Annotated in this window: 24 protein-coding genes and 1 tRNA gene; 14 read left to right on the top strand and 11 right to left on the bottom strand. The window is 25.3% G+C overall.

Annotation, left to right across the window (positions count from 1 at the left end):
* Nucleotides 1–63: 63 nt before the first annotated feature.
* From DM815_RS02075 to DM815_RS02030, 9 genes are all read left to right on the top strand, one after another.
* Nucleotides 64–1,956, top strand: coding sequence for a putative porin (locus DM815_RS02075; protein ID WP_161539542.1), 1,893 nt, complete (start codon nucleotides 64–66; stop codon nucleotides 1,954–1,956).
* Between the two features lie 614 nt (nucleotides 1,957–2,570).
* Complete coding sequence (gcvH, locus tag DM815_RS02065; protein ID WP_110509004.1) at nucleotides 2,571–2,975, top strand: glycine cleavage system protein GcvH; 405 nt, start codon at nucleotides 2,571–2,573, stop codon at nucleotides 2,973–2,975.
* A 46-nt stretch (nucleotides 2,976–3,021) separates the two neighbouring features.
* Complete coding sequence (locus tag DM815_RS02060) at nucleotides 3,022–5,247, top strand: heavy metal translocating P-type ATPase (protein ID WP_110509002.1); 2,226 nt, start codon at nucleotides 3,022–3,024, stop codon at nucleotides 5,245–5,247.
* Entirely contained in the window at nucleotides 5,248–5,418 is a 171-nt protein-coding gene (ccoS, locus tag DM815_RS02055; RefSeq protein ID WP_317046295.1) for a cbb3-type cytochrome oxidase assembly protein CcoS, read from the top strand. It begins immediately after the preceding gene.
* Nucleotides 5,419–5,433: 15 nt separating this feature from the next.
* The gene (ccoN, locus tag DM815_RS02050) at nucleotides 5,434–7,629 is read left to right on the top strand and encodes a cytochrome-c oxidase, cbb3-type subunit I (RefSeq protein WP_110509000.1); all 2,196 of its coding nucleotides are present in this window, start codon (nucleotides 5,434–5,436) and stop codon (nucleotides 7,627–7,629) included.
* A gap of 12 nt (nucleotides 7,630–7,641) precedes the next feature.
* Nucleotides 7,642–7,821 (top strand): cytochrome oxidase, encoded by a 180-nt coding sequence (locus DM815_RS02045; RefSeq protein ID WP_110508998.1) that lies wholly within the window; start codon nucleotides 7,642–7,644, stop codon nucleotides 7,819–7,821.
* Nucleotides 7,822–7,829: 8 nt separating this feature from the next.
* Nucleotides 7,830–8,711, top strand: a complete 882-nt coding sequence (locus DM815_RS02040; RefSeq protein ID WP_110508996.1) for a cbb3-type cytochrome c oxidase N-terminal domain-containing protein — start codon at nucleotides 7,830–7,832, stop codon at nucleotides 8,709–8,711.
* 56 nt (nucleotides 8,712–8,767) lie between these two features.
* The gene (locus tag DM815_RS02035; RefSeq protein WP_110508994.1) at nucleotides 8,768–9,220 is read left to right on the top strand and encodes a FixH family protein; all 453 of its coding nucleotides are present in this window, start codon (nucleotides 8,768–8,770) and stop codon (nucleotides 9,218–9,220) included.
* Between the two features lie 61 nt (nucleotides 9,221–9,281).
* Entirely contained in the window at nucleotides 9,282–11,561 is a 2,280-nt protein-coding gene (locus tag DM815_RS02030; protein WP_110509414.1) for an NADP-dependent malic enzyme, read from the top strand.
* Here the strand turns inward: DM815_RS02030 and murI are convergent.
* The 3 genes from murI to DM815_RS02015 form a co-directional block, all read right to left on the bottom strand.
* Nucleotides 11,548–12,363: a glutamate racemase gene (gene murI / locus DM815_RS02025; RefSeq protein ID WP_110508992.1), complete on the bottom strand. Its 816-nt coding sequence runs from the start codon at nucleotides 12,361–12,363 to the stop codon at nucleotides 11,548–11,550. The two genes, DM815_RS02030 and murI, sit on opposite strands and share 14 nt — an antisense overlap.
* A 120-nt stretch (nucleotides 12,364–12,483) precedes the next feature.
* Entirely contained in the window at nucleotides 12,484–12,735 is a 252-nt protein-coding gene (gene rpsT, locus DM815_RS02020) for a 30S ribosomal protein S20 (RefSeq protein ID WP_110508990.1), read from the bottom strand.
* A gap of 21 nt (nucleotides 12,736–12,756) precedes the next feature.
* A tRNA-Glu gene (locus DM815_RS02015) sits at nucleotides 12,757–12,828 on the bottom strand.
* 311 nt (nucleotides 12,829–13,139) lie between these two features.
* On the opposite strand from DM815_RS02015, the gene DM815_RS02010 reads away from it, so the two are divergent.
* Nucleotides 13,140–13,526: a C40 family peptidase gene (locus DM815_RS02010; protein WP_235609995.1), complete on the top strand. Its 387-nt coding sequence runs from the start codon at nucleotides 13,140–13,142 to the stop codon at nucleotides 13,524–13,526.
* Here the strand turns inward: DM815_RS02010 and DM815_RS02005 are convergent.
* From DM815_RS02005 to DM815_RS01990, 4 genes are read right to left on the bottom strand one after another with little or no spacing between them, the layout of a single operon-like run.
* Nucleotides 13,511–14,761, bottom strand: coding sequence for a 3-phosphoshikimate 1-carboxyvinyltransferase (locus DM815_RS02005; protein WP_110508986.1), 1,251 nt, complete (start codon nucleotides 14,759–14,761; stop codon nucleotides 13,511–13,513). The genes DM815_RS02010 and DM815_RS02005 overlap by 16 nt on opposite strands.
* 5 nt (nucleotides 14,762–14,766) lie before the next feature.
* Nucleotides 14,767–15,096: a MazG nucleotide pyrophosphohydrolase domain-containing protein gene (locus DM815_RS02000; protein WP_110508984.1), complete on the bottom strand. Its 330-nt coding sequence runs from the start codon at nucleotides 15,094–15,096 to the stop codon at nucleotides 14,767–14,769.
* A gap of 7 nt (nucleotides 15,097–15,103) precedes the next feature.
* Nucleotides 15,104–16,075 (bottom strand): transketolase family protein, encoded by a 972-nt coding sequence (locus DM815_RS01995; protein ID WP_110509412.1) that lies wholly within the window; start codon nucleotides 16,073–16,075, stop codon nucleotides 15,104–15,106.
* Nucleotides 16,076–16,082: 7 nt separating this feature from the next.
* Entirely contained in the window at nucleotides 16,083–16,952 is an 870-nt protein-coding gene (locus DM815_RS01990) for a transketolase (protein ID WP_110508982.1), read from the bottom strand.
* A 53-nt stretch (nucleotides 16,953–17,005) separates the two neighbouring features.
* On the opposite strand from DM815_RS01990, the gene smpB reads away from it, so the two are divergent.
* Together smpB and DM815_RS01980 are read left to right on the top strand one after the other, a co-directional pair.
* Nucleotides 17,006–17,443, top strand: a complete 438-nt coding sequence (gene smpB / locus DM815_RS01985; RefSeq protein ID WP_110508980.1) for an SsrA-binding protein SmpB — start codon at nucleotides 17,006–17,008, stop codon at nucleotides 17,441–17,443.
* A 63-nt stretch (nucleotides 17,444–17,506) separates the two neighbouring features.
* Nucleotides 17,507–18,766 carry an OmpA family protein gene (locus DM815_RS01980; RefSeq protein ID WP_110508978.1) on the top strand — a complete coding sequence of 420 codons (1,260 nt, stop codon included), beginning with the start codon at nucleotides 17,507–17,509 and terminating at the stop codon, nucleotides 18,764–18,766.
* 33 nt (nucleotides 18,767–18,799) lie between these two features.
* On the opposite strand, the gene tatC is transcribed toward DM815_RS01980, so the two are convergent.
* Nucleotides 18,800–19,603 carry a twin-arginine translocase subunit TatC gene (tatC, locus tag DM815_RS01975; RefSeq protein WP_110508977.1) on the bottom strand — a complete coding sequence of 268 codons (804 nt, stop codon included), beginning with the start codon at nucleotides 19,601–19,603 and terminating at the stop codon, nucleotides 18,800–18,802.
* Nucleotides 19,604–19,772: 169 nt separating this feature from the next.
* On the opposite strand from tatC, the gene DM815_RS01970 reads away from it, so the two are divergent.
* Nucleotides 19,773–20,771 carry a redox-regulated ATPase YchF gene (locus DM815_RS01970; protein WP_110508975.1) on the top strand — a complete coding sequence of 333 codons (999 nt, stop codon included), beginning with the start codon at nucleotides 19,773–19,775 and terminating at the stop codon, nucleotides 20,769–20,771.
* Here the strand turns inward: DM815_RS01970 and DM815_RS01965 are convergent.
* Complete coding sequence (locus DM815_RS01965; protein WP_110508973.1) at nucleotides 20,761–21,858, bottom strand: M42 family metallopeptidase; 1,098 nt, start codon at nucleotides 21,856–21,858, stop codon at nucleotides 20,761–20,763. The genes DM815_RS01970 and DM815_RS01965 overlap by 11 nt on opposite strands.
* A gap of 12 nt (nucleotides 21,859–21,870) precedes the next feature.
* The gene (gene dapF / locus DM815_RS01960; protein WP_110508971.1) at nucleotides 21,871–22,674 is read right to left on the bottom strand and encodes a diaminopimelate epimerase; all 804 of its coding nucleotides are present in this window, start codon (nucleotides 22,672–22,674) and stop codon (nucleotides 21,871–21,873) included.
* A 101-nt stretch (nucleotides 22,675–22,775) separates the two neighbouring features.
* Here dapF and DM815_RS01955 point away from each other — a divergent pair, with 101 nt between their 5' ends.
* On the top strand, nucleotides 22,776–24,278 hold the full coding sequence (locus tag DM815_RS01955) for a Do family serine endopeptidase (RefSeq protein WP_110508969.1): 1,503 nt from the start codon (nucleotides 22,776–22,778) through the stop codon (nucleotides 24,276–24,278).
* On the opposite strand, the gene DM815_RS01950 is transcribed toward DM815_RS01955, so the two are convergent.
* On the bottom strand, nucleotides 24,275–25,366 hold the full coding sequence (locus tag DM815_RS01950) for an LptF/LptG family permease (RefSeq protein WP_110508967.1): 1,092 nt from the start codon (nucleotides 25,364–25,366) through the stop codon (nucleotides 24,275–24,277). The genes DM815_RS01955 and DM815_RS01950 overlap by 4 nt on opposite strands.
* Nucleotides 25,367–25,393 lie beyond the last annotated feature (27 nt).

Below are 25,393 nucleotides of genomic sequence, written 5' to 3'. Positions count from 1 at the left end.
TTTCATATTTAAGTTTATGTTATGTTTCATTTATGTATGGATATTAAAATCAATTTGATTATTATGAAAATATTTATTTTTCCTTTTTTATTTTTTATTTTTTATATTCCTTTTTCTGTTAAATCTATGGGAAAAGAAAGTATAATGGAAAAAAAAATTTTGGATTTGGATATTTATCATCCTATTTCTAGAGATTATAAATATTGGACAGAAGATAACAAAAAAAAAATAAATTTAGATACAAATTCTCTTTCTATAGAAAAATATTATTCTCATAATTTTTTTAGAAAGGATAATTTTGGTTTCTTTAAACTTAAAGAAAAGGATTTAATCATTCCTAATTCTTATCCAGAAAAAAATTTTTCATCATATTGTAATACTATATGGCTTAATAACAATCATATACCTAAAATGTATTTTTTAAACGATATTTTTTTTTCTCGTGATAAAATTCGATATTTTGACGTAAAAACTCCAATATCAGAAATTTTTTATGTAAATGATTCTTTTCAAGAAAAAATACTAGGTGGTCTATTTAGTCAAAACCCCAATAAAAAAATCAATTATTCTATAGAATATAGAAATATTTCTCTTGAAGAAGAATCAAATATAGAACTAAAAAAACATCATAGTTTATTCTTAAGTACATTTAATTATAAAGATTCTGATTCTTATCATGATAAATTAATATGGGGGCATTTTTTGTATCAAAATTTCTATAATAAAAAAAAAATAAAAATTCCTTTTTGGAACACAACGGATAATCCGAATTTTTTTTTTGATACAAAAAATCTTTTTCATAAAAGATTGTATATCAGTTTTTTTCAAAAAATTAATCCTTCATGGATTAAATCAAAAAGTGGAGAAAAATCTATTTTTTTAAAGGGGAATATGGAATATACAAAATATTTTAAATCTTTTTTTTCTTCTAAAGAAGAATTTCAAAACAATACAATCAATTTATCATATTTTAAAAATGAATCTTCTTTAATTTTTGAAATTAAAAAAAAATTAAATATAGAAATAGGTGCTATTTATGACCGAATACATTATCAATTATTTTCATTTCCAAATTATTTTTTTGATCCAGTTTATGAAAATGAAAAGAAAAATTTGAATTTCAATAAAATATATTTAAAAACAAGAATAAATTATTTTATTAATAATATATTTAAAATTAATTCCTACGCAAAATGGATGATATATAAAAATCATTTACAAATATCTACTCAATTGGATACCAATTTATGGTCAAAATTTCAGTTCTTAACCAAATTTAGTATAAATAATAATATTTCTTCTGATTTTATCAATTTCTATATGTTTCAAAAAAATGGAAATTGTTACAATAATCAACAATACAATAACGAAATATCGTATACAAAATCAATTAATTTTTCTTTTTTATCAAATAAAAAGTTGAACATTTCTTTCAATATATATGATATAAACCATCCTTATCAAAAGGATAATCCAAATTTATTATATTGGAAGTATATACGTTCCTGGAATTTAAAAATTAGAACAATTCATGATATATGGAAATTTCAATTTAATAACCTTATTTTATGTCAAAATCAAGAATCTAATCAATTAAATTTTTCCATTCCAAACTTTCTTTCAAGAAGTACAATATCTTACGAAGATAGTTATTTTAATAAAGAATTATTAGTGAATACTGGATTTTCTATTCATTATTTTAATAAATTTTTTCATCAATATTTTTCATATCCTTTTGATTTATTTTCTTTTTATTTAGAGAATGAATGTATTCCTACACAAATAGGAGGGGCCCCTTTTGTAGATTATTTTTTTAATTTTAAGATATTTAGAACTATTTTTTATGGAAGTATACAAAATATAGGATTCTCTTATAAAAAAAAGATTAATAACCAGAAAAAGAAAAAAAAAGATTACTTTTTAAAAGTAGGTATATTGTGGAACCTTTTTACTTAATTCTATAAATTAATCTTTTTTAAAAAAGACGTAATTTTAAGAAAAAAATGAAATAATTTTTTATTTCATTTTTTGATGATCTTTTTATTTTTATTTTCGAAATAAAAATAAAGAAATAGATAATTTTTGGATAGCAATTAATATTAAATTAGGACAAGGTATTTTAGAATCATCCATAAATAATCATTTTTGGATAAGATATAGATAGTAAAAATTGGATTGGATATATTTATTATCATGATGAGGATCTTTCAAAATAATTTTTTAGAAAAAAAAATCTGTTCGAGTTTTTTTTAATGATCATTCAATATTCTTGAAAAAGAATTATAAAGATTGGGCTATAGGTATTGAAAAATCTGGTTATTCTACGTCCTTAAATTATGAAAATTGATTAATCTATCAAATAGAAAAGTATTTTTTATGGAAATGGGATAAAGAAACTTCTAAAAGAATAGAAAAAAGAATGGATAAGTATTTAATTGCAATAAAAAATAAAAATCAAAAATATCCTATATTTGGTTCTTTCTTTTATATTCATATTTTTGATAAAATTTTTATTTTTTTTAAGGAAAAATTAAATTTTTATACGAAAAAAATATTTAATATCTAATAAAATGAACCCCAATAATTTAAAATATAGCAAAAATCATGAATGGATAGGGTTAGATGTTTTTAATGATCATAATAATGAAAAAGCCTATGTAGGAATTACTCATTTTGCTCAAAAGGAGTTAGGAGATATTGTCTATTTAGATATAGAGGAAACTATTATAGGAAAAAAAATAAAAGAAGGAAATATTTTTGGAACAATAGAAGCGGTTAAAACTGTTTCAGATTTATTTATGCCAGTTTCAGGAAGGATACTTGAATTCAATAAAATTTTACTGTCTAATCCAGAATATATAAATAAAGATTCTTATAATGAAGGATGGATCCTTAAAATAAAAATATTGAACAAGAAAGAATACGATCAACTGATGTCAATTAAAGAATATAAAAAATATATAGGAGAAAAATAAAAAAGTTAAGTCTATTTCTAAAATAAATAGAAAATAATACATAAAAATGAAACGAGATGAAAATTTTGAATTTTTGGATGATGAAAAAATTGCAGAAAAAATAATTGATTTTAAAGATCAAGATATTACTTTCGTTCGTTTTTTTATTCCTTCTATTCATTGCAGTTCATGTATCATGATTTTGGAAAATTTATCTAATATTCATAAAAATATTCTTGAATCCACTGTTGATTTTTCCAATAAAACAGTTGGAATAACATTCAATCATTCGGTATTAAAATTAAGTCATTTAGCCATTATTCTTAAAAAAATAGGTTATAAACCTTCTATTAATTTTGAATTAATAGAAAAAAAAAATCATCAAAAAATATTTGATAGAAAATTGATAGGAAAATTAGCTATTTCTTTTTTTTGCTTTGGAAATATTATGCTATTAGCTATTCCAGAATATGTAGGATCTCATGAAGATATATGGTTTTTAGAAAATCGTAATTTTTTCCGTTATTTAATGTTAATTCTTTCTTTACCTGTTGTCTTATTTTCATTCACAGATCATATAAAATATGCTATTTTAGGATTAAAAAAACATATTCTTAATATGGATATTCCTATTTCTATTGGTATATTAGTTCTTTTTTCATGGAGCTGTTATGAAGTATTTTTTGATTTGGGATCTGGATATTTTGATAGTCTCTCTGGATTTTCCTTTTTTTTACTTATCAGCAAAATATTTCAAATTCATACTCATAGTAAAATATTTTCTTTTGAAAAAAGTTATAAATCCTTTTATCCTATTTCAATATCAAGAATTCAAAAAAATAATAAAGAAGAAAATATTTTACTTTCTTACTTAAAAAAAGGAGATCATATTATAATTAGAAATGAAGAAATTATTCCTGTAGATTCTATATTAATAAGAGGAGCCGCTTTATTAGATAATAGTTTTCTTACAGGAGAATCTTATTTAATAAGTAAAAAAATAGGAGAACGAATTTATGCTGGATCTAAACAAAAGGGAGAAGCTATCTATTTAAAAGTAATTAAAAATGTAGATCAAAGTTATCTAAGTTTATTATGGAATAATAAAAAATTCCGTAAAAATAAAAAATTATTTCATTTAAATTCAATAACGAATCAATTTAGTCAATACTTTACTCCTATTGTTTTAATCATTGCTATAATAACTGGAATATATTGGTATTTTATTAATGTATCGAAAGTTTTTCAAACTGTTTTTTCCGTATTAATTATTACTTGTCCTTGTGCTATAGTCCTTTCAACTCCATTTATACTTGGAAATTTCATAAGAATCTTTTCTAAAAAAGGATTTTATATAAAAGATATTTATACTATGGAAAGAATTGCCAATATAAGTACTTTAATTTTTGACAAGACAGGAACTATTACAGATCAAAATAAAGAAAAAATTTCGTTTGTTGGTCCCCATCTCAAATATAAAGAAAAAAAAATTATTTCCTCTTTATTAAGAAATTCAATTCATCCATTAAGTAAAAGAATATTTTCAGAATTGTCTATAAAGGAATTCTATCCTATAAAAAATTTTCGGGAAATAATAGGTCATGGTATGGAAGGGTTTATAAATAAGGTTCCAGTTAAAATTGGATCTTCCAAATATATAGGAGTTACAATAAATAATTGTAAAGGGACCTCGGTGGTTATTTCTATAAATAAAAAATTTATAGGTTATTTTTTATTTAGAAATTATTACCGAAAAGGAATAGAAAAAATATTCCAAAATCTAAAAAAAAAATACAAAATCATTATTCTTTCTGGTGATAATAATGAATTAGAAAAAAAATATTTAGAATCGATTTTACCAAAAAATAGTAAAATTCTTTTTAATCAAAGTCCAGAAAAAAAACTAGACTATGTAAGAAAAATACAAAAAAATGGAGAAAAAGTAATGATGATTGGAGATGGAATTAATGATTCTTCTGCATTAAATCAAAGTGAAGTAGGAGTTTCTATATCAGAAAATCCAAGTAGTTTCTTTCCTAATTGTGATGCTTTTATTCAATCTCATTATTTGAATAAAATCTTTTTATTTTTAAAAATCTCCAGAATATCTATAAAATTGGTTATTGTTAATTTTATGATTAGTTTATTTTACAATTTTATAGGAATCATATTTGCCATAACCGGTCTTTTAAAACCTTTTATCGCGGCTATTTTAATGCCTTTAAGTTCTTTATCCGTAATTATTTTTTCTCTATTATCTACTTGGATGGTTTCACGAAGATTTCTATCTTAGATGAATAAAAAATTTTTTATGGATATATTAATCATTATGATATTATCTAGTATTTCTTTAGGAGGTATTTTTCTTATAATTTTCTTAATCAGTCTTTATTATGGTCAATTTGATGATTATGAATCTCATAAAATTAGAATTTTAATAGATGATCATAAAAAAAACAAATAATAATTATGTTTTATTATGAAAATAGTAACATATTACTACAATAATCGTATTGTAAAAGCTTTTCTATATGCTACAATATTTTGGGCTATTATTGGATTTTTTGCAGGATTAGTTATTTCTCTCCTATTATTTTATCCTGAATTACCTGATTTTATATTAGGAAGCAAACTAAAAAATTCCCAAGGAATAATGGGATTTGGTCGTTGGAGGATGTTACATACTAGCACAGTAGTATTTGCTTTCGTTGGGAATATTATTTTCACAGGATCTTACTATTCTTTACAACGTTTATTAAAAACTAGAATATTTAGTGATTACCTTAGTTGGATTCATTTTTGGGGATGGCAAATTTTTATTCTTTCTACTTGGATTACTTTTTTGTTGGGAATAAATACTAGTAAGGAATATGCGGAACATGAATGGCCTATAGATATAGGAATTTTTTTTATTTGGATGATTTATGGAATCAATATGATTGGAAGCATTTTAAAAAGAAAAATCAAACATTTATATGTAAGTATTTGGTTTTTTTTAGGTACATGGGTTGCGGTAGCCATGTTACACATTTTTAATAATCTTGAATTACCTATTGATATTCTAACTTTTAAAAGTTATTCTATATATGCTGGAGTTCAAGATGCTTTAATGCAATGGTGGTATGGACATAATGCAGTAGCATTTATTTTAACTACTCCTATACTTGGATTAATGTATTATTTTGTTCCAAAAGCCTCTAATCAACCCATTTTTTCCTATAAACTTTCTATTATTCATTTTTGGTCTTTAATATTTATATATATATGGGCTGGCCCCCACCATCTCATGTATACGTCTCTTCCTAATTGGGCTCAAATTTTAGGGACTATTTTTTCCATTATGCTAATAGCCCCTTCATGGGGGGGGATGATAAATGGATTACTGACCTTAAGAGGAGATTGGGAAAAAGTAAAAAAGGATCCTATTTTGAAATTTTTTTCAGTAGGGATTGTTTGTTATGGAATGGCAACTTTTGAAGGGCCTATGTTAGCTACTAAAACACTAAATTCCATTGCTCATTTTACAGATTGGGTTATCGCTCATGTTCACTTAGGAACTTTAGGATGGAATGGATTCATGGCTTTTGGAATAATCTATTGGTTAACACAAAAATTATGGAATACTAAACTATATTCTACATTATTAGCAAATATTCACTTTTGGTTTGGAATATTTGGGATCATACTCTATATTTTTCCACTGTATTTTGGATCCGTATTACAATCTGAAATGTGGAAAAAATTTAATCCTGATGGAACTCTAGTATACAAAAACTTTTTGGATACAGTTTTATCTATTATTCCTTTTTATAAAATAAGATTTATCGGTGGGATCATTTATTTTTTAGGTTTTATTATGATGATTTATAATATTTTTAAAACCATACAAAAAGGATATTTTACTAATAATGAACCCTTTCAAGCCCTCTTATTTCATGATAATGAAAATAAAATAGAAAAAAAGGAAAAGTTTCATAGTTGGTTGGAACAAAGACCTATACAATTTGCTATTCTTTCTTTTATAGCTGTAGCTATTGGAGGATTTATAGAAATAATTCCTACTTTAGTGATAAAATCTAATATTCCTACTATTGATAATGTAAAACCTTATAAGGCCCTTGAATTAGAAGGTAGGGATTTATTTGTAAGAGAAGGATGCAATTCCTGTCATAGTGCACAAGTTCGTCCTTTTCGAGATGAGGTAGTTCGTTATGGAGAATATTCTAAAGCAGGAGAATTTATATATGACCATCCATTTCTTTGGGGATCTAAAAGGACAGGTCCTGATTTAGCTAGAGAAGGGGGTAAAAATCCTAGTTCATGGCATTTTAACCATATGTATAATCCTCGTTCTACATCTCCTAGATCTATTATGCCAAGATATCCTTGGCTTATTTATAATAAATTGGATAGATCTAATACAGAAAAAAAAATAAAAGCTATGGTAAAATTAGGTGTTCCATATACTTTAAAATATATAAAAAATATATATAAGGATATGGATACTCAAGCAATAAAAATTGTATCTGATATTTATCAGGAATATCCAAGTTTAAAAAAAGAAATAGATAAACAGAGAAAAATAGAAAAAGAAAAATTTATTCCTTTGGAAAAAAGAGAGATCATAGCCCTAATTTCTTATTTACAACGTTTAGGTACAGATATTAAATCTTAAAGAAAAAAATTGATGATAAGTTTTTTTAAACAAAATTTTATAACAGAAAAATATATAGGAATATTTCAATCTATTATGTTAATTTTATTTTTTATCGCTTTTTTTTTCATTTTATTTTTGGTATTTGTAAAATCTGAAAAATATTATAAAGAGGTAAGTATAATTCCTTTAGAAGGAGAAGAAAAAAAATAAAAATATTTATGAGATCTAAAATTCCTTCTTTTATTATTATTCCTACTTTTTTATCCGTTATAATATTTATCCTCTATATCCTTTTAGGAATAGATCATCGTTCGTACATAGTTGATCCAATAACTATATTTTTTTTTATTATTATAACAATATTGTTGTTTATTTTAGATTCTATTAATAATTTAATCTATCGGAGAAAATTAAAATTTCTTACAGAAGAAGAAAGACGTAAAATTTTTGAAGAAAATGAAGGAAATTATTTTTATAGATTCTATAAATTTTTATTTCATGATTCCAAAAAAATGAATCAAGGAGTAAAAAAAATAGATCATGGATTTGATGGAATTCTAGAATTAGACAATAAATTACCAATGTGGTGGATTCATCTTTTTTATACTACCATTGTTTTTTCCGCAATTTATTTTTTTTCTTATTTATTCATGGATTTTTCCAATCCTTATAAAGAATATGAAATATCTTATAAAAATCAGTTAAGAGAAATAGATATTTTTGAGAAAAATACCCCTCAAGTAACTATAGAAAATGCTTTTTTTAATCCAAAATTGATTGATAGTGGAAAAATTCTTTTTGAAGAAAATTGTTCTACTTGTCACCAATCTGATGGTAGTGGAAATATAGGTCCTAATTTAACAGATGATTACTGGATAAATATAATAGAAAAAGATTTATTTAAGAATATATTCTCCATTATTTGGTATGGTAGTAAGAATAATCCTACTATGCGTGCTTTTGGTCAATCAGGTGAAATTAAAGGAAATGATATTCATAAAATATCTAGTTATGTTTATTTTATAAATAAAAAATCAAAAAAACCTATAAAATACAAAGCCCCTCAAGGAAAAAAAAATATGGATTGGAATAAAATTTAATTGATTCAATTTTGATTATTCTTTCTGTTTTTTTGGAGTAAACATACACATTAATTATGAAAATTAAATTTAGCTGGGGAACCGGTATTATATTATCTTTTTCCTTTTTTATCATTTTTATCATTTATATTGCGTTTTTCTTTCCTCATGTAGGAAGTCAGCTTGTATCCGATAGATATTATGAAGAAGAAATGAGATATCAAGAAATTATAAATGAGAAAAAAAATGTATTAAAACTTCCTAATAAAATTAAAATATTCATATTATCCTCTGGAATTAAAATTATCTTTCCAGAAGTTTTAGATAATATTCATGGTTTTTTTACTTTATTCAGATTTTCGTCTAAATATTTAGATTTTACTCGATCTTTTAAAATTTTTAAATCTTCAAGTAAGATATTATTTATTCCTAAAAAAATTTTGAAAAAAGGATTTTATAAACTTATAATTAGATGGGAATCTGATAAAAAAAAATATTTTTTTGAGAAAGATTTATTTTGGTTATCCTAATGTTTTTTTTTTAAAACTTATTTTTTTATTTGTTTTCAAAACTATATCAATATTCAGTATAATGAGAAAAGACATAAATAATTTTCGTGAAGAATCTTTAAATTATCATAGTAAATTTCCTTCTGGAAAAATACAAATATCTCCAACAAAAAAATATAATAGTCAAAGAGATTTATCTCTAGCATATTCTCCAGGAGTAGCAGAGCCTTGCAAAGAAATAGCACGTTTTTCTAGAGACGTATATAAATACACATCTAAAGGAAACTTAGTAGCTGTTATTACTAACGGAACGGCTGTTTTAGGTCTTGGAAATATTGGAGCCTTGGCTTCTAAACCTGTAATGGAAGGAAAAGCAATTTTATTTAAAATATTTTCTGGGATTGATGTATTTGATATAGAGATTGATGAATCTGATCCGGAAAAATTTATAAATGTTGTAAAAGCTATTTCTCCAACTTTTGGAGGAATAAATTTAGAAGATATAAAAGCACCAGAAGCGTTTGAAATAGAACGAAGACTAAAATCTGAATTAAATATACCAGTAATGCATGATGATCAACATGGAACGGCTATTATTTCAGGTGCTGCATTACTTAATTCTATCACTTATGTTGGGAAAAAAATACATGATATAAAAATGGTAATTAATGGTGCTGGAGCGGCTGCTATTTCTTGTGCAAGAATTTATAAACATCTTGGAGTAAAATCTAAAAATATCCTTATGTTTGATAGTAAAGGATTATTACATAATTCACGAAAAGACTTAAATAAAGAAAAAAAAGAATTTTCAGTAAATACTTACTATCCTAAAAATTTAGCAGAAGCAATTAAAAATTCGGATGTTTTTATAGGTTTATCCATAGGTGGTATATTAACTCCAGATATGTTAAAAAGTATGGCAAAAGATCCAATTGTATTTGCTATGGCCAATCCAGATCCTGAAATTGATTATGACTTAGCTATAAAAGTACGACCAGACGTTATTATAGCTACAGGTAGAAGTGATTATCCTAATCAGGTAAATAATGTACTAGGATTCCCTTATATTTTTAGAGGAGCATTAGATGTTCATGCAAGTATTATCAATGATGAAATGAAATTAGCGGCTATTCATGCTATTGCTTCTTTAGCAAAAGAACCTGTACCAGAACAAGTTAATATTGTTTATAACAAAAAAAATATTTCTTTTGGAAAAGAATACATTATTCCAAAACCTTTTGATAATCGGTTAATTACTCGTGTATCCCCTGCTGTAGCTAAAGCAGCTATGGATTCTGGAGTTGCTAAAAATCCTATTTTAGATTGGAAAAAATATAAAGAAAAATTGCTAGATAGAATGGGATATGAAAGCAAAATTCTAAGAATGATTCAAAATAGAGCACGTACAAATCCTAAAAAAGTTGTTTTTTGTAATGGAGAAGAATATAACATCCTTAAATCTGCTCAAATTCTTAATAAAGAAGGAATTATTTCTATTCCAATTGTTTTAGGAAATGAAAATCGTATAAAAAATTTAATGAATACAAATAATTTGAATGTAGAACTCAAAATTATAGATCCTGAAAAAGAAAAGAATATAAAAAAAATAGAACATTATTCTCAAATACTTTGGAAAAGAAGAAATAGAAAAGGGTTAACTTTATACGAGTCAAAAATAAAAATGCGTACAAATGATTATTTTGGAGCCATGATGGTAGACCAAGGAGAAGCCGATGCCGTTATGACAGGATATTCTAGGAGTTTTTCATTAAGTTTACGAATTCTATTAGAGGTTATCGGAAGATCGGATACTTTTCATAAGACAGCGGGAATGATGATTTTATTAACCAAACGTGGTCCTTTATTTTTAGCAGACACTTCCGTAATTCCAAATCCAACTAGTGAAGAATTAGCAAGAATTGCTCTTATGGCTTCTTATGTAGTTAAAGATTTTGATATTGAACCACATATAGCAATGTTATCCTTTCAAAATTTTTCATCAAATTCAAAAATTTCTTCTAAAGTATCTCAAACAGTAGCCTTTTTACATAAAAAATATCCTGATTTAATAGTAGATGGAGAATTACAACCTGATTTTGCATTAAATGAATTTTTATTAGCTAGTAAATTTCCTTTTTCCAAACTTGTTAAAAAAAAAGCGAATATTTTTATATTTCCAAATCTTGAATCTGGAAATATGACTTATAAGTTTATTAGAGGATTAGGAAATATTCCAATTATTGGACCTGTAATGTTAGGAATGCGGAAACCAGCACATATTATGCAAATGCAATCAAGTATAGAAGAAATTGTAAATCTTTCAACTTTATGCGTAATAGATGCACAAATTAGAAAAAATTAAGAATAGGTTTTTTAAATAATATTTTTTCTCCAAAGTGAATTCTAACTTGTTCTTTAAAAAATGGAGAAATTGAACTAGATGTATAAAAAATTGTATTATTATTCCATTTTTTGGGATGAATACATAATAAATTATTATCACATAATTTTTTTTTGATTTCCTGAACTACAATTTTTTGTATATCTATTAAACGTACTTTACCATGATAAAAATTATTTATTTTTTTTTTCAAAAATAAGTAATGAGTACAAGCTAATAATAACGTATCTATTGATTGTAGATGATTCAAATAATATTTGATGATAGAATTAATCTTTATTTTTTCAAATCCATTTTCAATTATTGTAGCTAACAAAGGTGTAGATATTTGAATAATATCTAAGTGAGGAAAATATTTCTTAATTTTTTTATGATAAAAATTGGAATGTATGGTAGCCGTAGTCCCCATTATTCCTATTCTTTTAGAAGAAAGAAATATTTTATTTTTTACTATGGGATCTATAACATTGAATATTAATATTTTTTTATAAAATTCTTTTTTAATCAAATCTAAAGCATTAGAAGTTATAGAATTACAAGCTATTACTATAGCTTTACATTTTTTTTTGTAAAGGAAAGAAGCAATTTTTATAGAATTATTTCTAATAAAATCTTTAGACTTATTTCCGTAAGGCATGTTTTTAGTATCTCCAAAATAAATAATCCATTCATTAGGCATATAGGTTTTAATTTCTTTAGCTATAAGAATTCCTCCAATTCCAGAATCAAATATTCCTATCGGAGAATAGGGACTTATTCTCATTTTGTTGATTTTTAGGAAAAACAAAGAAAAAAAGAATTATACTTTTTCTAAAAAGTAGAAAGAATAGTTATAACAACCTATAAAAAAAAAGTACCATCATTATTATTATTCGTTATTGACTTAGGAAAACTTATTGATCAATAAATTTTTTCTTAATTTATTTTTTAACCTTGCTGCTTTATTCATATGTATGATATTTTTTTTAGATAATTTATCTATCATAGAAAAAACCTTAGAATACTCTTCCTTTTTTTTTACCCCTTTTATTAATTGTTTAATAGAAGTTCTTGTGCTTTTATATACATATTTATTACGCAAACGTCTAGTATGATTTTGTCTAATTCTCTTTAATGCAGATAAATGATTTGCCATAGGAATAATCCAGTATTTTGATAGCCCATAGGGGAATCGAACCCCTCTTTCCAGGATGAAAACCTGACGTCCTAACCAATAGACGAATGGGCCAGGATACAAATTTAATTTTTTTTACATTTAATACAAGTATTTTATTTAAATTTGAATCTCTATTAATAATTTATTAGAATTTCTCTTGAAAAAGATAAAAAAAAGAAAAAATTATTCCGATCATAAATTCTAAAATTTTTTTATTTTTTGTATTCTATTCTCATTTTTTTTCTATTCCGTTATTACATGGAGATATGGTATATAAGAAAAATTCTGAAAAAATTTCTTTCAGAAAAAAGAAACAGAATCCATACTACGATAAGAAAGACTATTTTCAAATTATTAAAAATAAATTTTTTCTAAAAAAGAAAATGGATTTTCTTATTGAAGAAGCTAAAAATTATATGTATACTCCATATAGATATGGTGGAAACACTAAAAATGGAATAGATTGTTCTGCTCTCATAAAAAATGTTTTTGCATCTTATAAGATTTCATTACCACGTATATCTTCCAATCAAGCTAAAAAAGGTTTTTTGGTCCCTAAAAAATATATAGAAAAAGGAGATCTCTTATTTTTTGCTACAGGAAAATTTAGAAAAAAAATTAATCATGTAGGAATGGTAATCCATATAAGTCATAATAACATATTCTTTATTCACGCCTCTACATCAGGAGTCCTTATTTCTCGATTGTATCAAAAATATTGGAAAAATAGATTTATTACAGCAAGGAGAATTCTTTATTCCTCATCATAATCAATTGAAAAACCTAAATATTTCAAATCCATCCAAAAATTTGGATATGATTTTTCCACAACTTTTGGTTCCTCTATTTTCAGAGAATAAGATAATCCAAATGAAGAAAAAGCCATAGCCATTCTATGATCTTGATAAGTTTTTATTATGATAGAAGAATCCATTTTTTTTGGAAAAAAATCTATTATTTCTAAACAAGAACTTGTGATTTTGGTAATCACCCCAAATTTTAATAATTCATTTTTTAAAGCTTCCAAACGATCTGTTTCTTTAATTTTTAAGGTTTCTAAACCTTTTAAATAACACTTAACACCAAGAAAAGCACAAGTGACAACAATAGTTTGTGCAAGATCTGGAGTTTTATTTAAATCTAAATTAATGACTCTAGGTTGAGTAAAATTTAACTTCTTACTTAATGTTATTCTACTTTTTTCAAAAATTGTGGATATTCCAAAATATTTTTCATAGATGGAAGAAACTTCTCTATCTCCTTGTAAACTTTCATTTTTATAGTAACTTAAAGTTATATTACTTTTTTTTACTATGCTAGCCATTGAGTAATAATAAGATGCAGAACTCCAATCTGATTCTATAGAAAAATATTTTTTTCCTTTTTCTTTTCCTGGATAAATATGAATGACTTTTTCTTTCCATGATATTTTTATTCCTGCTATAGTTAATAAATCAAAAGTCATTTTTATATATGGCATTGATGTAATATCTTCTTTTAAAGATATTTTTAATCCCATTTTAAATTTACTAGATATTAACATTAAAGAACTAATATACTGACTACTAATTCTAGCATTGATATCTATTTCTCCTCCTAAAATTTTCTTACCAATAATTTTTATTGGTGGATATCCAATTTTTTCTAAATAAATAATTTCCGATCCTAATTTTTTTAAAGAATCTACAAGAACAGATATAGGTCTTTCTTTCATTCTATTTGACCCTGTCAATATGACTTCTTTTCCTTCTTGTATAGACAAATAGGAAGTTAAAAAACGCATAGCAGTTCCGGAATGATGAATGTTTAATATTTTAGAAGTACTATCCAAACTTTTGGCTAAAACTTTTGTATCTTCACAGTTAGAAATATTTTCAATATGAATATCATCTTTATAAATAGCTTTTAAAATTAAAAGACGGTTAGATATACTTTTAGATCCCGTTATAGATATAGAACCGTATAATTTTTTCCTTTTTTTGTGAATTTTTATATAAGAAGGCATATTTCTTATTTTAATTTTTCATTTTTATGGTGTCTTTCATGATCTCTAGATTTTTTTTTTTTTAATTTTTTATGAAAAGATTCTTCCAAATTAATTCCAGTTTGATTAGCTAAACAAAGTAAGACAAACAAAACATCGGATAATTCTTCTCCAAGATCTTCTTTTTCTTTACAATTTTTTTTTAAGGATTGTTCTCCATAATTCCTAGCAATAATTCTAGAAACTTCACCTACTTCTTCAGATAAAAGAATGGTATTGGTTAATATATCAAAATAACGTATTCCATGATTTACAACCCAATTATGAACTAGTTTTTGTATATTTTTGATTTCCAAATTTTTTTTATTGATTCTTTTTTTTTTCTAATAAAATTTTTACATGATTCATAATAGAATCTCGATCAATTTTATATTTTTTTAATAACTCCATCGGTTTCCCACTTTCACCAAAAGTATCGTTAACCGCTACTAAACTTTGATGGACAGAAAGTCTTTTAGTCGTAATTACTCTAGCTATACTCTCTCCTAATCCTCCAAAATAATTATGTTCTTCTGCTGTTACAATACATTTTGTTTTATCAATGGAATTTAAAATTATTTTTTCATCTAATGGCTTTATTGTATGAACATTAATAACTTCACAAGTTATTCCCTTTTTTTCATACAATATCCTAGCCGCCTCTAAAGATTCCCATACTAAATGACCTGTACTTACAATAGTAATATCTTTTCCTTCTGTTAAAAGAACGGCTTTTCCAATTTCAAATATTTGATTTTTATCCGTAAAATTAGCTACGGAAGGCCTTCCAAATCGGAAGTATACTGGTCCTAAATAATTGGCTATAGCTAAAGTAGCTGCATAAGTTTGGTTATAATCGCAAGTATTAATCACTGTCATACCAGGGAGCATTTTCATCATTCCAATATCTTCTAAACTTTGATGTGTAGCTCCATCTTCACCAAGAGTCAATCCGGAGTGAGAAGCACATATTTTCACATTTTTATAAGAATAAGCAATGGATTGACGTATCTGATCATATACACGAGATGTTGCAAAATTGGCAAATGTTCCAGCAAAAGGAATATATTTACCAATGCTTAGGCCCGCAGCTATTCCAATCATATTAGCCTCTGCAATTCCAATTTGAAAAAATCGTTCAGGAAATTCTTTAGAAAAACGATTCATAAATAGAGAACTGGTAAGATCTGCACATAATGCTACTACTTTATTGTTTTTTCTACCTAATAAAGACAAAGCATTTCCAAATCCAGCTCTGGTTTCTTTGAATCCTTTATTTTCATATATTTTTATCATAATCCTTTTATATTTTTGGAAAATCTCCAAAGGTTTCAGGAAGCTGTAATAGTGCTTTTTTTAATTCCTCTTCATTAGGAGATTTTCCATGCCATACATTATTCCCTACCATAAAATCTACACCATATCCCATTTCGGTATATAGGATAATTAAGATAGGTCTTCCTTTTCCAGTCTCATTTTTTGCTTTTTTTAAAATATTAATCACTTTTTCAATATTATTTCCTTTTAATTCTTCTAAAACCTTCCAATCAAAAGATTCGAATTTTTTTTTAAGATTTCCAAGAGGAAGAACTTCATCGGTATTTCCATCTATTTGTTGTCTATTATAATCTACAGTAGCTATATAATTATCTATACCTCTAGATCCTGCATATAAAACAGATTCCCATATCTGTCCTTCATTCAATTCTCCATCTCCATGTAAACTATAAATAATACTATTATTCTCTTTACTAAGTTTTTTAGATATAGCAGCACCAATCGATACAGACATCCCTTGCCCCAAGGATCCTGAAGAAATTCGTATTCCTGGAAGATTTCCATGTACAGAAGGATGTCCTTGTAAACGAGAATTTAATTTTCTAAAAGAAGATAATTCTTTTATAGAAAAAAAACCAGAACGAGCTAATACACTATAATAAACAGGAGATATATGTCCATTTGATAAAAAAAAGAAGTCTTCTTTTTTCCCCTCCATAGAAAATTTTTTTGGATCGTAATGCATTATTTCTTGATATAAAGCAACAAAGAATTCTGTACATCCTAAAGATCCACCAGGATGTCCAGAATTTGCGTTATTTACCATACGTAATATATCTCTTCTTACTTGAGTACATAAGTTTTTTAAATAACGTATACGTAAATTTATATTCATAATTTTAAAAAAATTTATAGAATTTTATTTTTGCACAAAAGTAACAATTAATTATGAGTATTCTAAACAGAAAAGCAAAATTTCAATATAAATTAATAGAAGAATATATAGCTGGAATTCAACTGTTTGGTACTGAAGTTAAATCTATAAGACAAAATAAAGCTAATATAACGGAAAGTTTTTGTCAAATAAAAAATGGAGAATTGTATTCTATTAACATGTATATTTCTGAATATAAGTTTGGAACTACTTGGAATCACCAAAGCAGAAGAGAAAGAAAGTTATTGTTAACTAAAAAAGAATTAATAAAAATAGAAAAAAAGTTAAAATTACCTGGATTAACTATTATTCCTACTAAATTATTTTTTAGTGAAAAAGGATATGTGAAAGTACAAATTTTTTTAGCAAAGGGGAAAAAAATATATGATAAGCGTGAATCTATAAGAAATAGAGATATTGTTCGTGAAATTAGACAATCTTTCAAAAGATAATTTTTAAAATCATATATATAATTTATATTTGTTTAGGTTCAAATTCAAAGAAATTATAATTCTATGAAAAAAAAATTCAATTTTTTTATTATTGCTTTTTTTGTTTTACTTTCGTCTGTATCCTCTCAATATTCTCATTCTAAGAAAAAATGGTCTATTCGAATAGGTGCGAATGATATTAACTATTATCCAAGAAGTTATCCTATTAAATTTTTTTTACACAAAAAAAATAATAGTATCAATCCTATTTTTTCTAATGTAGAATTGGTGCATAATATAAATAAAAATCTGGGGTTATATTTAGAGGGTTCTTTAGGAATGGTAGACAATAATAGATGGAAAATAATAGATGGATTTTTCTTGAAATTTGGTCCTGGAATTAATTTCTATTTTTTACCTCAATATTGGTTTGATCCTTATTTTAGATTAGGAGGTGGTTATCATAAATTTAATTATAAAAATAAAATATTAAGAATTTCAGGATCCAAATTTTATAAATTGAATAAGAAAGATTTTTTTCTATTAGATGGAGGATTGGGTATCAATTTTTGGATTGTATCTAATTTTGGTATTAACATTCAAAGTACCTATAATCATGTATTTGCAACTCATTCAAGAGATTATTTAAATTTTTGTAAACATTCCATGGGTTTAGTATTCCGTTTCGGAGGGGTACATGAAAATTATTCTGATAATTATGATAATAAGGAACAAAAGAAAATAATAGAAATCAATAAAGAAGATTCTTACTTACCTTCTATAATAGAAAAAAAAGAGGAGAAAGAGGATAAAAATATTCTAGAAAATTCGGAATATGAAAATAAAATTTGCTGCGAAAAAGAAGACTTAGATTATGATGGTATTTTAGATAAAGAGGATTCATGTCCTGATAAATTTGGATTAAAAAAATTTAAAGGATGTCCAGATACAGATTCTGATAATATTCCAGATATTGAAGATCTTTGTCCCAACAAATATGGAACAAAAGAAAATAAAGGATGTCCAGATAAAATAATTTTCAATCCTATTTTATTTGATCTTGGAAAAGATACATTATCTTCTAGTTCATTAGGAATTATTGATAATATTTCTGAAATTATGATCAAAAAACTTCCTAATTCTAAATTTTATATAAATGGATATACAGATTCTTATGGAAAATATTCTTATAATAAAAGATTATCCTTAAGAAGAGCGAATTCTGTATTTGAAGCTTTGGTATCCAAAGGAGTAGATCCTTCTAGAATGGAAATTAGAGGATTAAGAAAATATGCAAAAAAGAAGAGTAAAGGAAGATATGTTGAAATAACAATAAAAAAATAATCATAAAAAACCTCTTGATTTTAAAGGGGTTTTTTATTTTCTTTTAGAAAAAGAAAAAGAAATATAAAGACTTAATTCATAAAGAATTAATAGAGGAATTAAAACGATTATCGTACTTAAAATATCTCCAGGTGTAATTGCAGAAGCGATGATTAAGATCATCAAAAAAGCATGTTTTCTATATTTTTTCAAGAATGTATAGGTTATTAATTCTATTTTAGTAAGAAAAAAAATCAAAATTGGGAATAAAAAAGTTATTCCCATAGATAGCATAGAATGCATCATCAAAGATATATAATCCGATAAATCAAATATATTTTTTGGAATGGAACTAATTCTAAATGTATAACCAAAATGAATTAAAAATGGACATAATACAAAATAACCAAAAAGAATTCCAGATATAAATAGAAATGTGACTATAATAATGATTCCCCGAGAATATTTTCTTTCTTCATCAGAAAGAGCAGGTTTTATAAATTTCCAAAATTCATAAAATATGTAAGGAAAAGATAAAATAAATCCTCCGATACAACAGGTCCATATATACATATTAAATTGACCAAATATTTGTCTATTTTGTATTTCTAAATTTTTTGAAAAAAAAGAAATAGGATCATGATTTATTCCAAAAAAAAGAAATTCTAATTTAGAAAATATACGGTAAGTAATGAAATCCGTTTTTGCTGGACCAAAAAGAATATAATCAAATATAACATATTTATTATTCATCAAAATAATAGTTGCAATTATAATTGCACATAAACTATGAATCATATGTTTTCTGAGCTCTTCAATATGTTCCCAAAACGGCATTTCTTTTTTTTCATTTTTCATAATAATATATAGAAATACGATAAAATACTTCTTTTTTATTTACAAAAAATTGTAAATTTCACAGAAAATATTGTTAGTCTAAGTTTTTTTACCCAAAAATAAGAACTAGTATATTATGGATATTCTATTAGTTAAATTTATCAGTGTAAATAAAATATTTTAATCATCAATGAAATGTGGAATTATTGGTCTTCCAAATATAGGAAAATCAACATTATTTAATCTTATTTCTAATTCTAAAGCTTTATCAAAAAATTTTCCTTTTTGTACCATAGAGCCTAATTATGGAATTACGAAAGTTCCAGATCAAAGATTGTATGAATTAAAAACCTTGATTAATCCAAAAAAAATAGTTCCATCCAAAATAAAAATAGTAGATATTGCTGGATTAATTAAAGGATCACATAAAGGAGAAGGATTAGGGAATAAATTTCTATCCCATATTCGTGAAACAAGTGTTATCATCCATATGATTCGTTGTTTTAACGATATTCGTGTACTTCATGTAGAGGGGGAAATAAATCCAATTAGGGATAAAGAAATTATTGATATAGAATTACAATTCAAAGATCTAGAAACGATAGAAAAGAGATTAGAAAAAACTTCTAAAAATAAAAAATCTGTAAGTACTATACTACTAAAAAAAATTTTTTCTTTTCTAAAAGAAGGAAAAAATATTAGAACATTTCCATTTAAAAATAATGAAAAAAAGTACATAGATGATTTACAGTTACTAACAATTAAACCTGTTCTTTATGTATGCAATATAGATGAGGAAAATAATCCTAATCTAAAAAAAATAAAAAAAATGGTAGAAAAGGAAAAATCAACTTTAGTAGTTTTATCGTTGAAAAAAAATCATATTTCAGGAATTGATATGATTATCAAGAAATCATATCAATTATTAAATTTACAAAGTTTTTTTACAATAGGAAAAGAAGAAATACGTGCTTGGTCTATTCCAAATAATTGTACCGCTTACCAAGCTGCTTCTGTGATACATACAGATTTAAAAAAAGGATTTATTTGTGCAGAAATTATTCATTACAAAGATTTTATAAAATATGGATCAGAAGAAAAAGCGAAAAAAGCAGGGAAAACATTTTTAGTAGGAAAAAATTATCTTATTAAAGATGGAGATATTATCCATTTTCGATTCAATCTATGAAAAATTTTTCTTTGGAATAATTAATTCCTTTTAAGGTTTCAAAAATTAATTGTATCGTTTTTTCCACATCTTTTTTATGTACCATTTCTACTGTGGTATGCATATATTTAAGAGGTATGGAAATTAAAGAAGAGGAAACTCCCTTATTAGAATAAGCAAAAGCATCTGTATCGGTTCCCGTGTATCTAGATGAAACCAAACGTTGAAAAGAAATTTTTTGATTCTTAGAAGTATCAATAATGAATTCTCTAAGATTTTTATGTATTGAAGGAGCATATCCGATCACAGGTCCTAAACCACATTTAATATCTCCCTGTATTTTTTTATCAATCATCGGAGTGTAAGTATCATGTGTTACATCAGTAACAATAGCTATATGAGGATTTATTGCATGAGAGATCATTTTAGCCCCTCTCAATCCTACTTCTTCTTGAACAGAATTCACCACATACAATCCAAATTGTAAATCAATTCCATGTTCTATTATCATTTTTGCTACTTCTGCAATTATAAATCCTCCTATTTTATTATCCAAAGACCTGCAAACAAAATAATTATGATTCATAATAAAAAATTCATCAGGATATGTGATGAAACATCCTACATGAACGCCTATTTTTTCTACTTCTTTTTTATCAAAAGCCCCAATATCTATAAAAATATTATCTAAATTAGGGTTTTTTTCTTCTAAAGATTTTCTTGTATGAATAGCTGGCCAACCAAATACACCATCTACTAACCCTTTTTCTGTGTGTATAACGACTCTTTTCGATGGAGCTATTTGATGATCAGACCCTCCATTTCTAGAAACATAGATTAATCCGTCTTCTGTTATATAATTCACATACCAAGATATTTCATCCGCATGAGCTTCAATTATTAATTTGTAAGGAGAATGACTAGGATTAATAACTCCTACAACGGTTCCATACAAATCAGTTTCTATTTTTTCTACATAATAACTAATATAATCTTTCCATATTTTTTGACCTTCACTTTCGTATCCAGTTGGGGAAAAACTATTTAAATATTTATTAAGAAATCTTATAGATTTATCATTTATTGAATAACGGTTTTTATTATCCATAATTTTTTATCATTAAATATTAATATACCCTTCAAAAATAAATTGAACAGAGCCTGTTAAATTTATTTCTTTATATTGATCATGTATTTTTTTAAATGAAATCCATAACTTTCCTCCTAAAGTGTAAGCTAAAACTTTTCCATAAGAATCAAGATATGGAATAGTTCCTGTTTCATAAGCTGCAATAGCAGAAGCTGTAACTCCTGTTCCACAAGATAAAGTTTCGTTTTCCACTCCTCTTTCGTAAGTCCGTACTTTTATCGTATTACTTCCAAGAACTTCCACAAAATTAACATTGACTCCTTCTTCATCATAAGGTTTCTGAACTCTAATTTTTCTACCTTTTTTATAAACGTCTATTTTTTGAATATTTTTTACAAAAAGAACATGATGTGGAGATCCCGTATTCAAGAAAACATATTTTGGATAAATTTTTATCGTATTTATTTCTATATCCATTAGATTCATGGAAATCAAATTTTTATCCTGTATTATTCCATAGTGAATTCCATCTATAGCTCTAAAATAAATTTTATTTTCTTTTGTTATTCCTAATTTTTTTGAAAAAGAAATCGCACAACGTCCTCCATTTCCACACATTGTACTTTCTTTTCCATCAGAATTATAATACTTCATATAAAAATCACTTTTAGAATCATTTTTAATTAAAATAATTCCATCAGCTCCAATTCCAAAACGCCTATTACATAATTTTGTAAAAAAAGTAGGTCTACATTCCGGAATTCTTTTTTTTCGAATATCTAGTATAATGAAATCATTACCTGTTCCTTGGTATTTAAAAAAATTTAATTTCATGAAAAAAATAAGAAAAAGTTAACATTATTTTTTAAATAAAGTTTACTTTTAAGTATCATATTTATATATTTGTGTAGTTAGGATAATTATAAGAAATAAACATGAAGAAAATAGTTGTTTATATTGTTATTAGTAGTATACTTAGCTCAGTAATGACTATTGCAGCATACAAAAAATATACTAAAGAAGAGCCAAAATTTTTTCCATATGGATCTTCGTTCGAAAGGACCCCTCCATCAACCTCATCTTCATTAATTAGTTCTGCTGGATTACCTGATTTTACAAGAGTGGTAGAAAAAACGATACATGCAGTAGTGAATATAAAAAATTATTCTAAAAAATATAGTAATCGATTGAATTTCGATCCATTTGACTTCTTCTTTGGATTTCCTGATGATTTTGGAGGAAGAGGAAAAATACCTAAAAGAAATGATATACCTGGACTTCATGGATCTGGAGTAATAATATCTCCTGATGGATATATTGTTACAAATAATCATGTCATAAAAGATGCAGATAAGATAGAAATAACTCTTAGTGATCAAAGAACTTATAGAGCAAAACTTATTGGAACAGATACCAGTACGGATATAGCTTTATTAAAAATAAATGAAAAAAATTTACCTTTTATTTATTTTTCGGATTCTAATAAAGTACAAGTAGGAGAATGGGTTTTAGCAATAGGAAATCCTTTTGATTTGAATTCTACTGTTACTGCAGGGATCATAAGTGCTAAAAATAGAAGTTTAGGAATATTAAGAGGAGAAACTCAAACAGCTATAGAATCTTTTTTTCAAACAGATGCAGCTGTTAATCCTGGTAATAGTGGAGGAGCATTAGTAAATACAAATGGAGAACTAATTGGAATTAATACGGCTATTTCTTCTAATTCAGGAAATTTTATAGGATATAGTTTTGCAGCTCCTTCAAATTTAGTTGGAAAAGTAATACAGGATATCAAGAAATACGGAACTGTACAACGTGCATATTTAGGAGTTAGAGGAATGGATCTTTCTAAGGCTGAATATTTGAAAGCTTATAACAATGAAACACATCAAAATATAAAACCACAACAGGGGTTCTTGATTGGAGAAGTATTTGACAGAAGTGGAGCCTATGAAGCAGGTCTTAAAAAAGGAGATATTATAAAAAGTATAGACGGTAAACCGATTCAAAACGTGGCAGATTTATCTTTTATTGTTGGAACAAAACATCCAGGAGATAAGGTCAAAGTTAATATTATACGTAACAGAGAGATAAAAACTTTTAACGTTACTTTAAAAGATTCACAAGGAAGAAAAAAAATTAGAAAAAGAGAGGAAATAACACCATCGGAATTACTAGGTGCCACCTTTGAAACTCTTGGAAAAGATTCCAAAAAAGATTTTGGAATTGATTATGGTATTAGAATCACAGAAATAAGAACAGGTCGTTTGAGTTCTATAGGGCTGGAAGAAGGAGACATTATTTTATCTATTAATGGAGAAAAAATGAGAAAACCTAATGATGTAGATCGTGTATTAAAAAGATATTCAGGAGATGTAACTATAAAATCCATTAAACAAAATGGTCAAGTATATATAGCAGGGTTTGAAATGAATTAATGTTTACTTCTATTCCAATAAATGAACAATGTGATTACTCCCATAATTACATTTGGAAGCCAAACAGATAAATAAGAAGGAAAATAATCTTTTGTAGAGTAAACTTTCGATATTTCTATAAAAAAAATATAAAAAAAGGCTAATATAAGTCCAATAATTAGATGACCCCCTATTCCTCCTTTTTTTATTTTTGATGATATCGATAATCCTAAAATAGAAAATATAAAAGTAGAAAAAGGTAAACTTGTTCTTTGATAATACTCATTCAAATGCGTATTTATATTACGGATTCCTTTTCTTTTTTCTATATCTATAAATTTTTTAAGTTCCGAAATAGTCATCGTTTCTGCTATGTATTCTTCCGGTAAAAGTTCTTCCGGAGTCATAGAAAAAAATTTTTTTATATAAAATCCTTTGGATAAGATATCTTTATTCTTTTTTATATAAGTTTCTATATAATCATGTAGTATATATATACGATATTTTTTGGACCAAAAAATATTTTTAGCTTTTAAAATATATACTAATTTTTTACCATTAAATTTTTGATATGTAAATCCTTGTCCAATATTTTCTTTTTTTGAGAAATTTCTAATGAATAGATATTCATTATTTGAAATTTGAGCACTTATTGCCTTACTGTTTTCGTATTTACTTTTTTGTCTTGAACTCAATAAATATTGGTAATGAAATTTATTTTTTATTTTATTAGCCATGGGTAAAAAAGAATAATTAATGATTAAAGAAAATCCTCCTATAATGAAAGCTGAAATTAAATAAGGAATGGTAATTCTTTTGAAACTAATTCCGCTACCTAGAATAGCGGTCATTTCGGAATTTTTAGTTAATCTAGATGTAAAAAAAATAATAGATAAAAAAACGGAAATAGGGGAAAAAGTATTAGCTAACCATATAGACCAAAATGGGTAATAAAAAATTAAAGCCTGTTTTATTGATCCTTGATTATTTTCCAACCTATGCATACGTTGAGAAATATCTATAACTATAGACAGTATCTGTAAAAAAAAAGTAATAAATATATAGTTAACAATAACATTATAAATGATATAACGATCCAGTTTTTTCATTTTAAAAACGTTTTTGTAATGAAGAAA

The organism is Blattabacterium sp. (Cryptocercus kyebangensis), from assembly GCF_003226855.1.
Lineage (GTDB): Bacteria > Bacteroidota > Bacteroidia > Flavobacteriales > Blattabacteriaceae > Blattabacterium.
Note: the sequence above shows the minus strand (reverse complement) of the source record. Positions and strands in the feature narration are given on the sequence as shown.

What these genes read in the sequence shown, in the direction of transcription:
- tatC (WP_110508977.1), bottom strand. Translation starts at nt 19,603, where the DNA reads ATGAAAAATGAAAAAAAAGAAATGCCGTTTTGGGAACATATTGAAGAG.
- rpsT (WP_110508990.1), bottom strand. Translation starts at nt 12,735, where the DNA reads ATGGCAAATCATTTATCTGCATTAAAGAGAATTAGACAAAATCATACT.
- DM815_RS01955 (WP_110508969.1), top strand. Translation starts at nt 22,776, where the DNA reads ATGAAGAAAATAGTTGTTTATATTGTTATTAGTAGTATACTTAGCTCA.
- DM815_RS02040 (WP_110508996.1), top strand. Translation starts at nt 7,830, where the DNA reads ATGAGATCTAAAATTCCTTCTTTTATTATTATTCCTACTTTTTTATCC.
- ccoN (WP_110509000.1), top strand. Translation starts at nt 5,434, where the DNA reads ATGAAAATAGTAACATATTACTACAATAATCGTATTGTAAAAGCTTTT.
- DM815_RS02010 (WP_235609995.1), top strand. Translation starts at nt 13,140, where the DNA reads ATGGATTTTCTTATTGAAGAAGCTAAAAATTATATGTATACTCCATAT.
- DM815_RS01965 (WP_110508973.1), bottom strand. Translation starts at nt 21,858, where the DNA reads ATGGATAATAAAAACCGTTATTCAATAAATGATAAATCTATAAGATTT.
- DM815_RS02075 (WP_161539542.1), top strand. Translation starts at nt 64, where the DNA reads ATGAAAATATTTATTTTTCCTTTTTTATTTTTTATTTTTTATATTCCT.
- DM815_RS02060 (WP_110509002.1), top strand. Translation starts at nt 3,022, where the DNA reads ATGAAACGAGATGAAAATTTTGAATTTTTGGATGATGAAAAAATTGCA.
- dapF (WP_110508971.1), bottom strand. Translation starts at nt 22,674, where the DNA reads ATGAAATTAAATTTTTTTAAATACCAAGGAACAGGTAATGATTTCATT.
- DM815_RS02030 (WP_110509414.1), top strand. Translation starts at nt 9,282, where the DNA reads ATGAGAAAAGACATAAATAATTTTCGTGAAGAATCTTTAAATTATCAT.
- DM815_RS01980 (WP_110508978.1), top strand. Translation starts at nt 17,507, where the DNA reads ATGAAAAAAAAATTCAATTTTTTTATTATTGCTTTTTTTGTTTTACTT.
- DM815_RS02005 (WP_110508986.1), bottom strand. Translation starts at nt 14,761, where the DNA reads ATGCCTTCTTATATAAAAATTCACAAAAAAAGGAAAAAATTATACGGT.
- DM815_RS02045 (WP_110508998.1), top strand. Translation starts at nt 7,642, where the DNA reads ATGATAAGTTTTTTTAAACAAAATTTTATAACAGAAAAATATATAGGA.
- ccoS (WP_317046295.1), top strand. Translation starts at nt 5,248, where the DNA reads ATGAATAAAAAATTTTTTATGGATATATTAATCATTATGATATTATCT.
- DM815_RS01995 (WP_110509412.1), bottom strand. Translation starts at nt 16,075, where the DNA reads ATGATAAAAATATATGAAAATAAAGGATTCAAAGAAACCAGAGCTGGA.
- smpB (WP_110508980.1), top strand. Translation starts at nt 17,006, where the DNA reads ATGAGTATTCTAAACAGAAAAGCAAAATTTCAATATAAATTAATAGAA.
- gcvH (WP_110509004.1), top strand. Translation starts at nt 2,571, where the DNA reads ATGAACCCCAATAATTTAAAATATAGCAAAAATCATGAATGGATAGGG.
- DM815_RS01950 (WP_110508967.1), bottom strand. Translation starts at nt 25,366, where the DNA reads ATGAAAAAACTGGATCGTTATATCATTTATAATGTTATTGTTAACTAT.
- DM815_RS01970 (WP_110508975.1), top strand. Translation starts at nt 19,773, where the DNA reads ATGAAATGTGGAATTATTGGTCTTCCAAATATAGGAAAATCAACATTA.
- murI (WP_110508992.1), bottom strand. Translation starts at nt 12,363, where the DNA reads ATGAGAATAAGTCCCTATTCTCCGATAGGAATATTTGATTCTGGAATT.
- DM815_RS02035 (WP_110508994.1), top strand. Translation starts at nt 8,768, where the DNA reads ATGAAAATTAAATTTAGCTGGGGAACCGGTATTATATTATCTTTTTCC.
- DM815_RS01990 (WP_110508982.1), bottom strand. Translation starts at nt 16,952, where the DNA reads ATGAATATAAATTTACGTATACGTTATTTAAAAAACTTATGTACTCAA.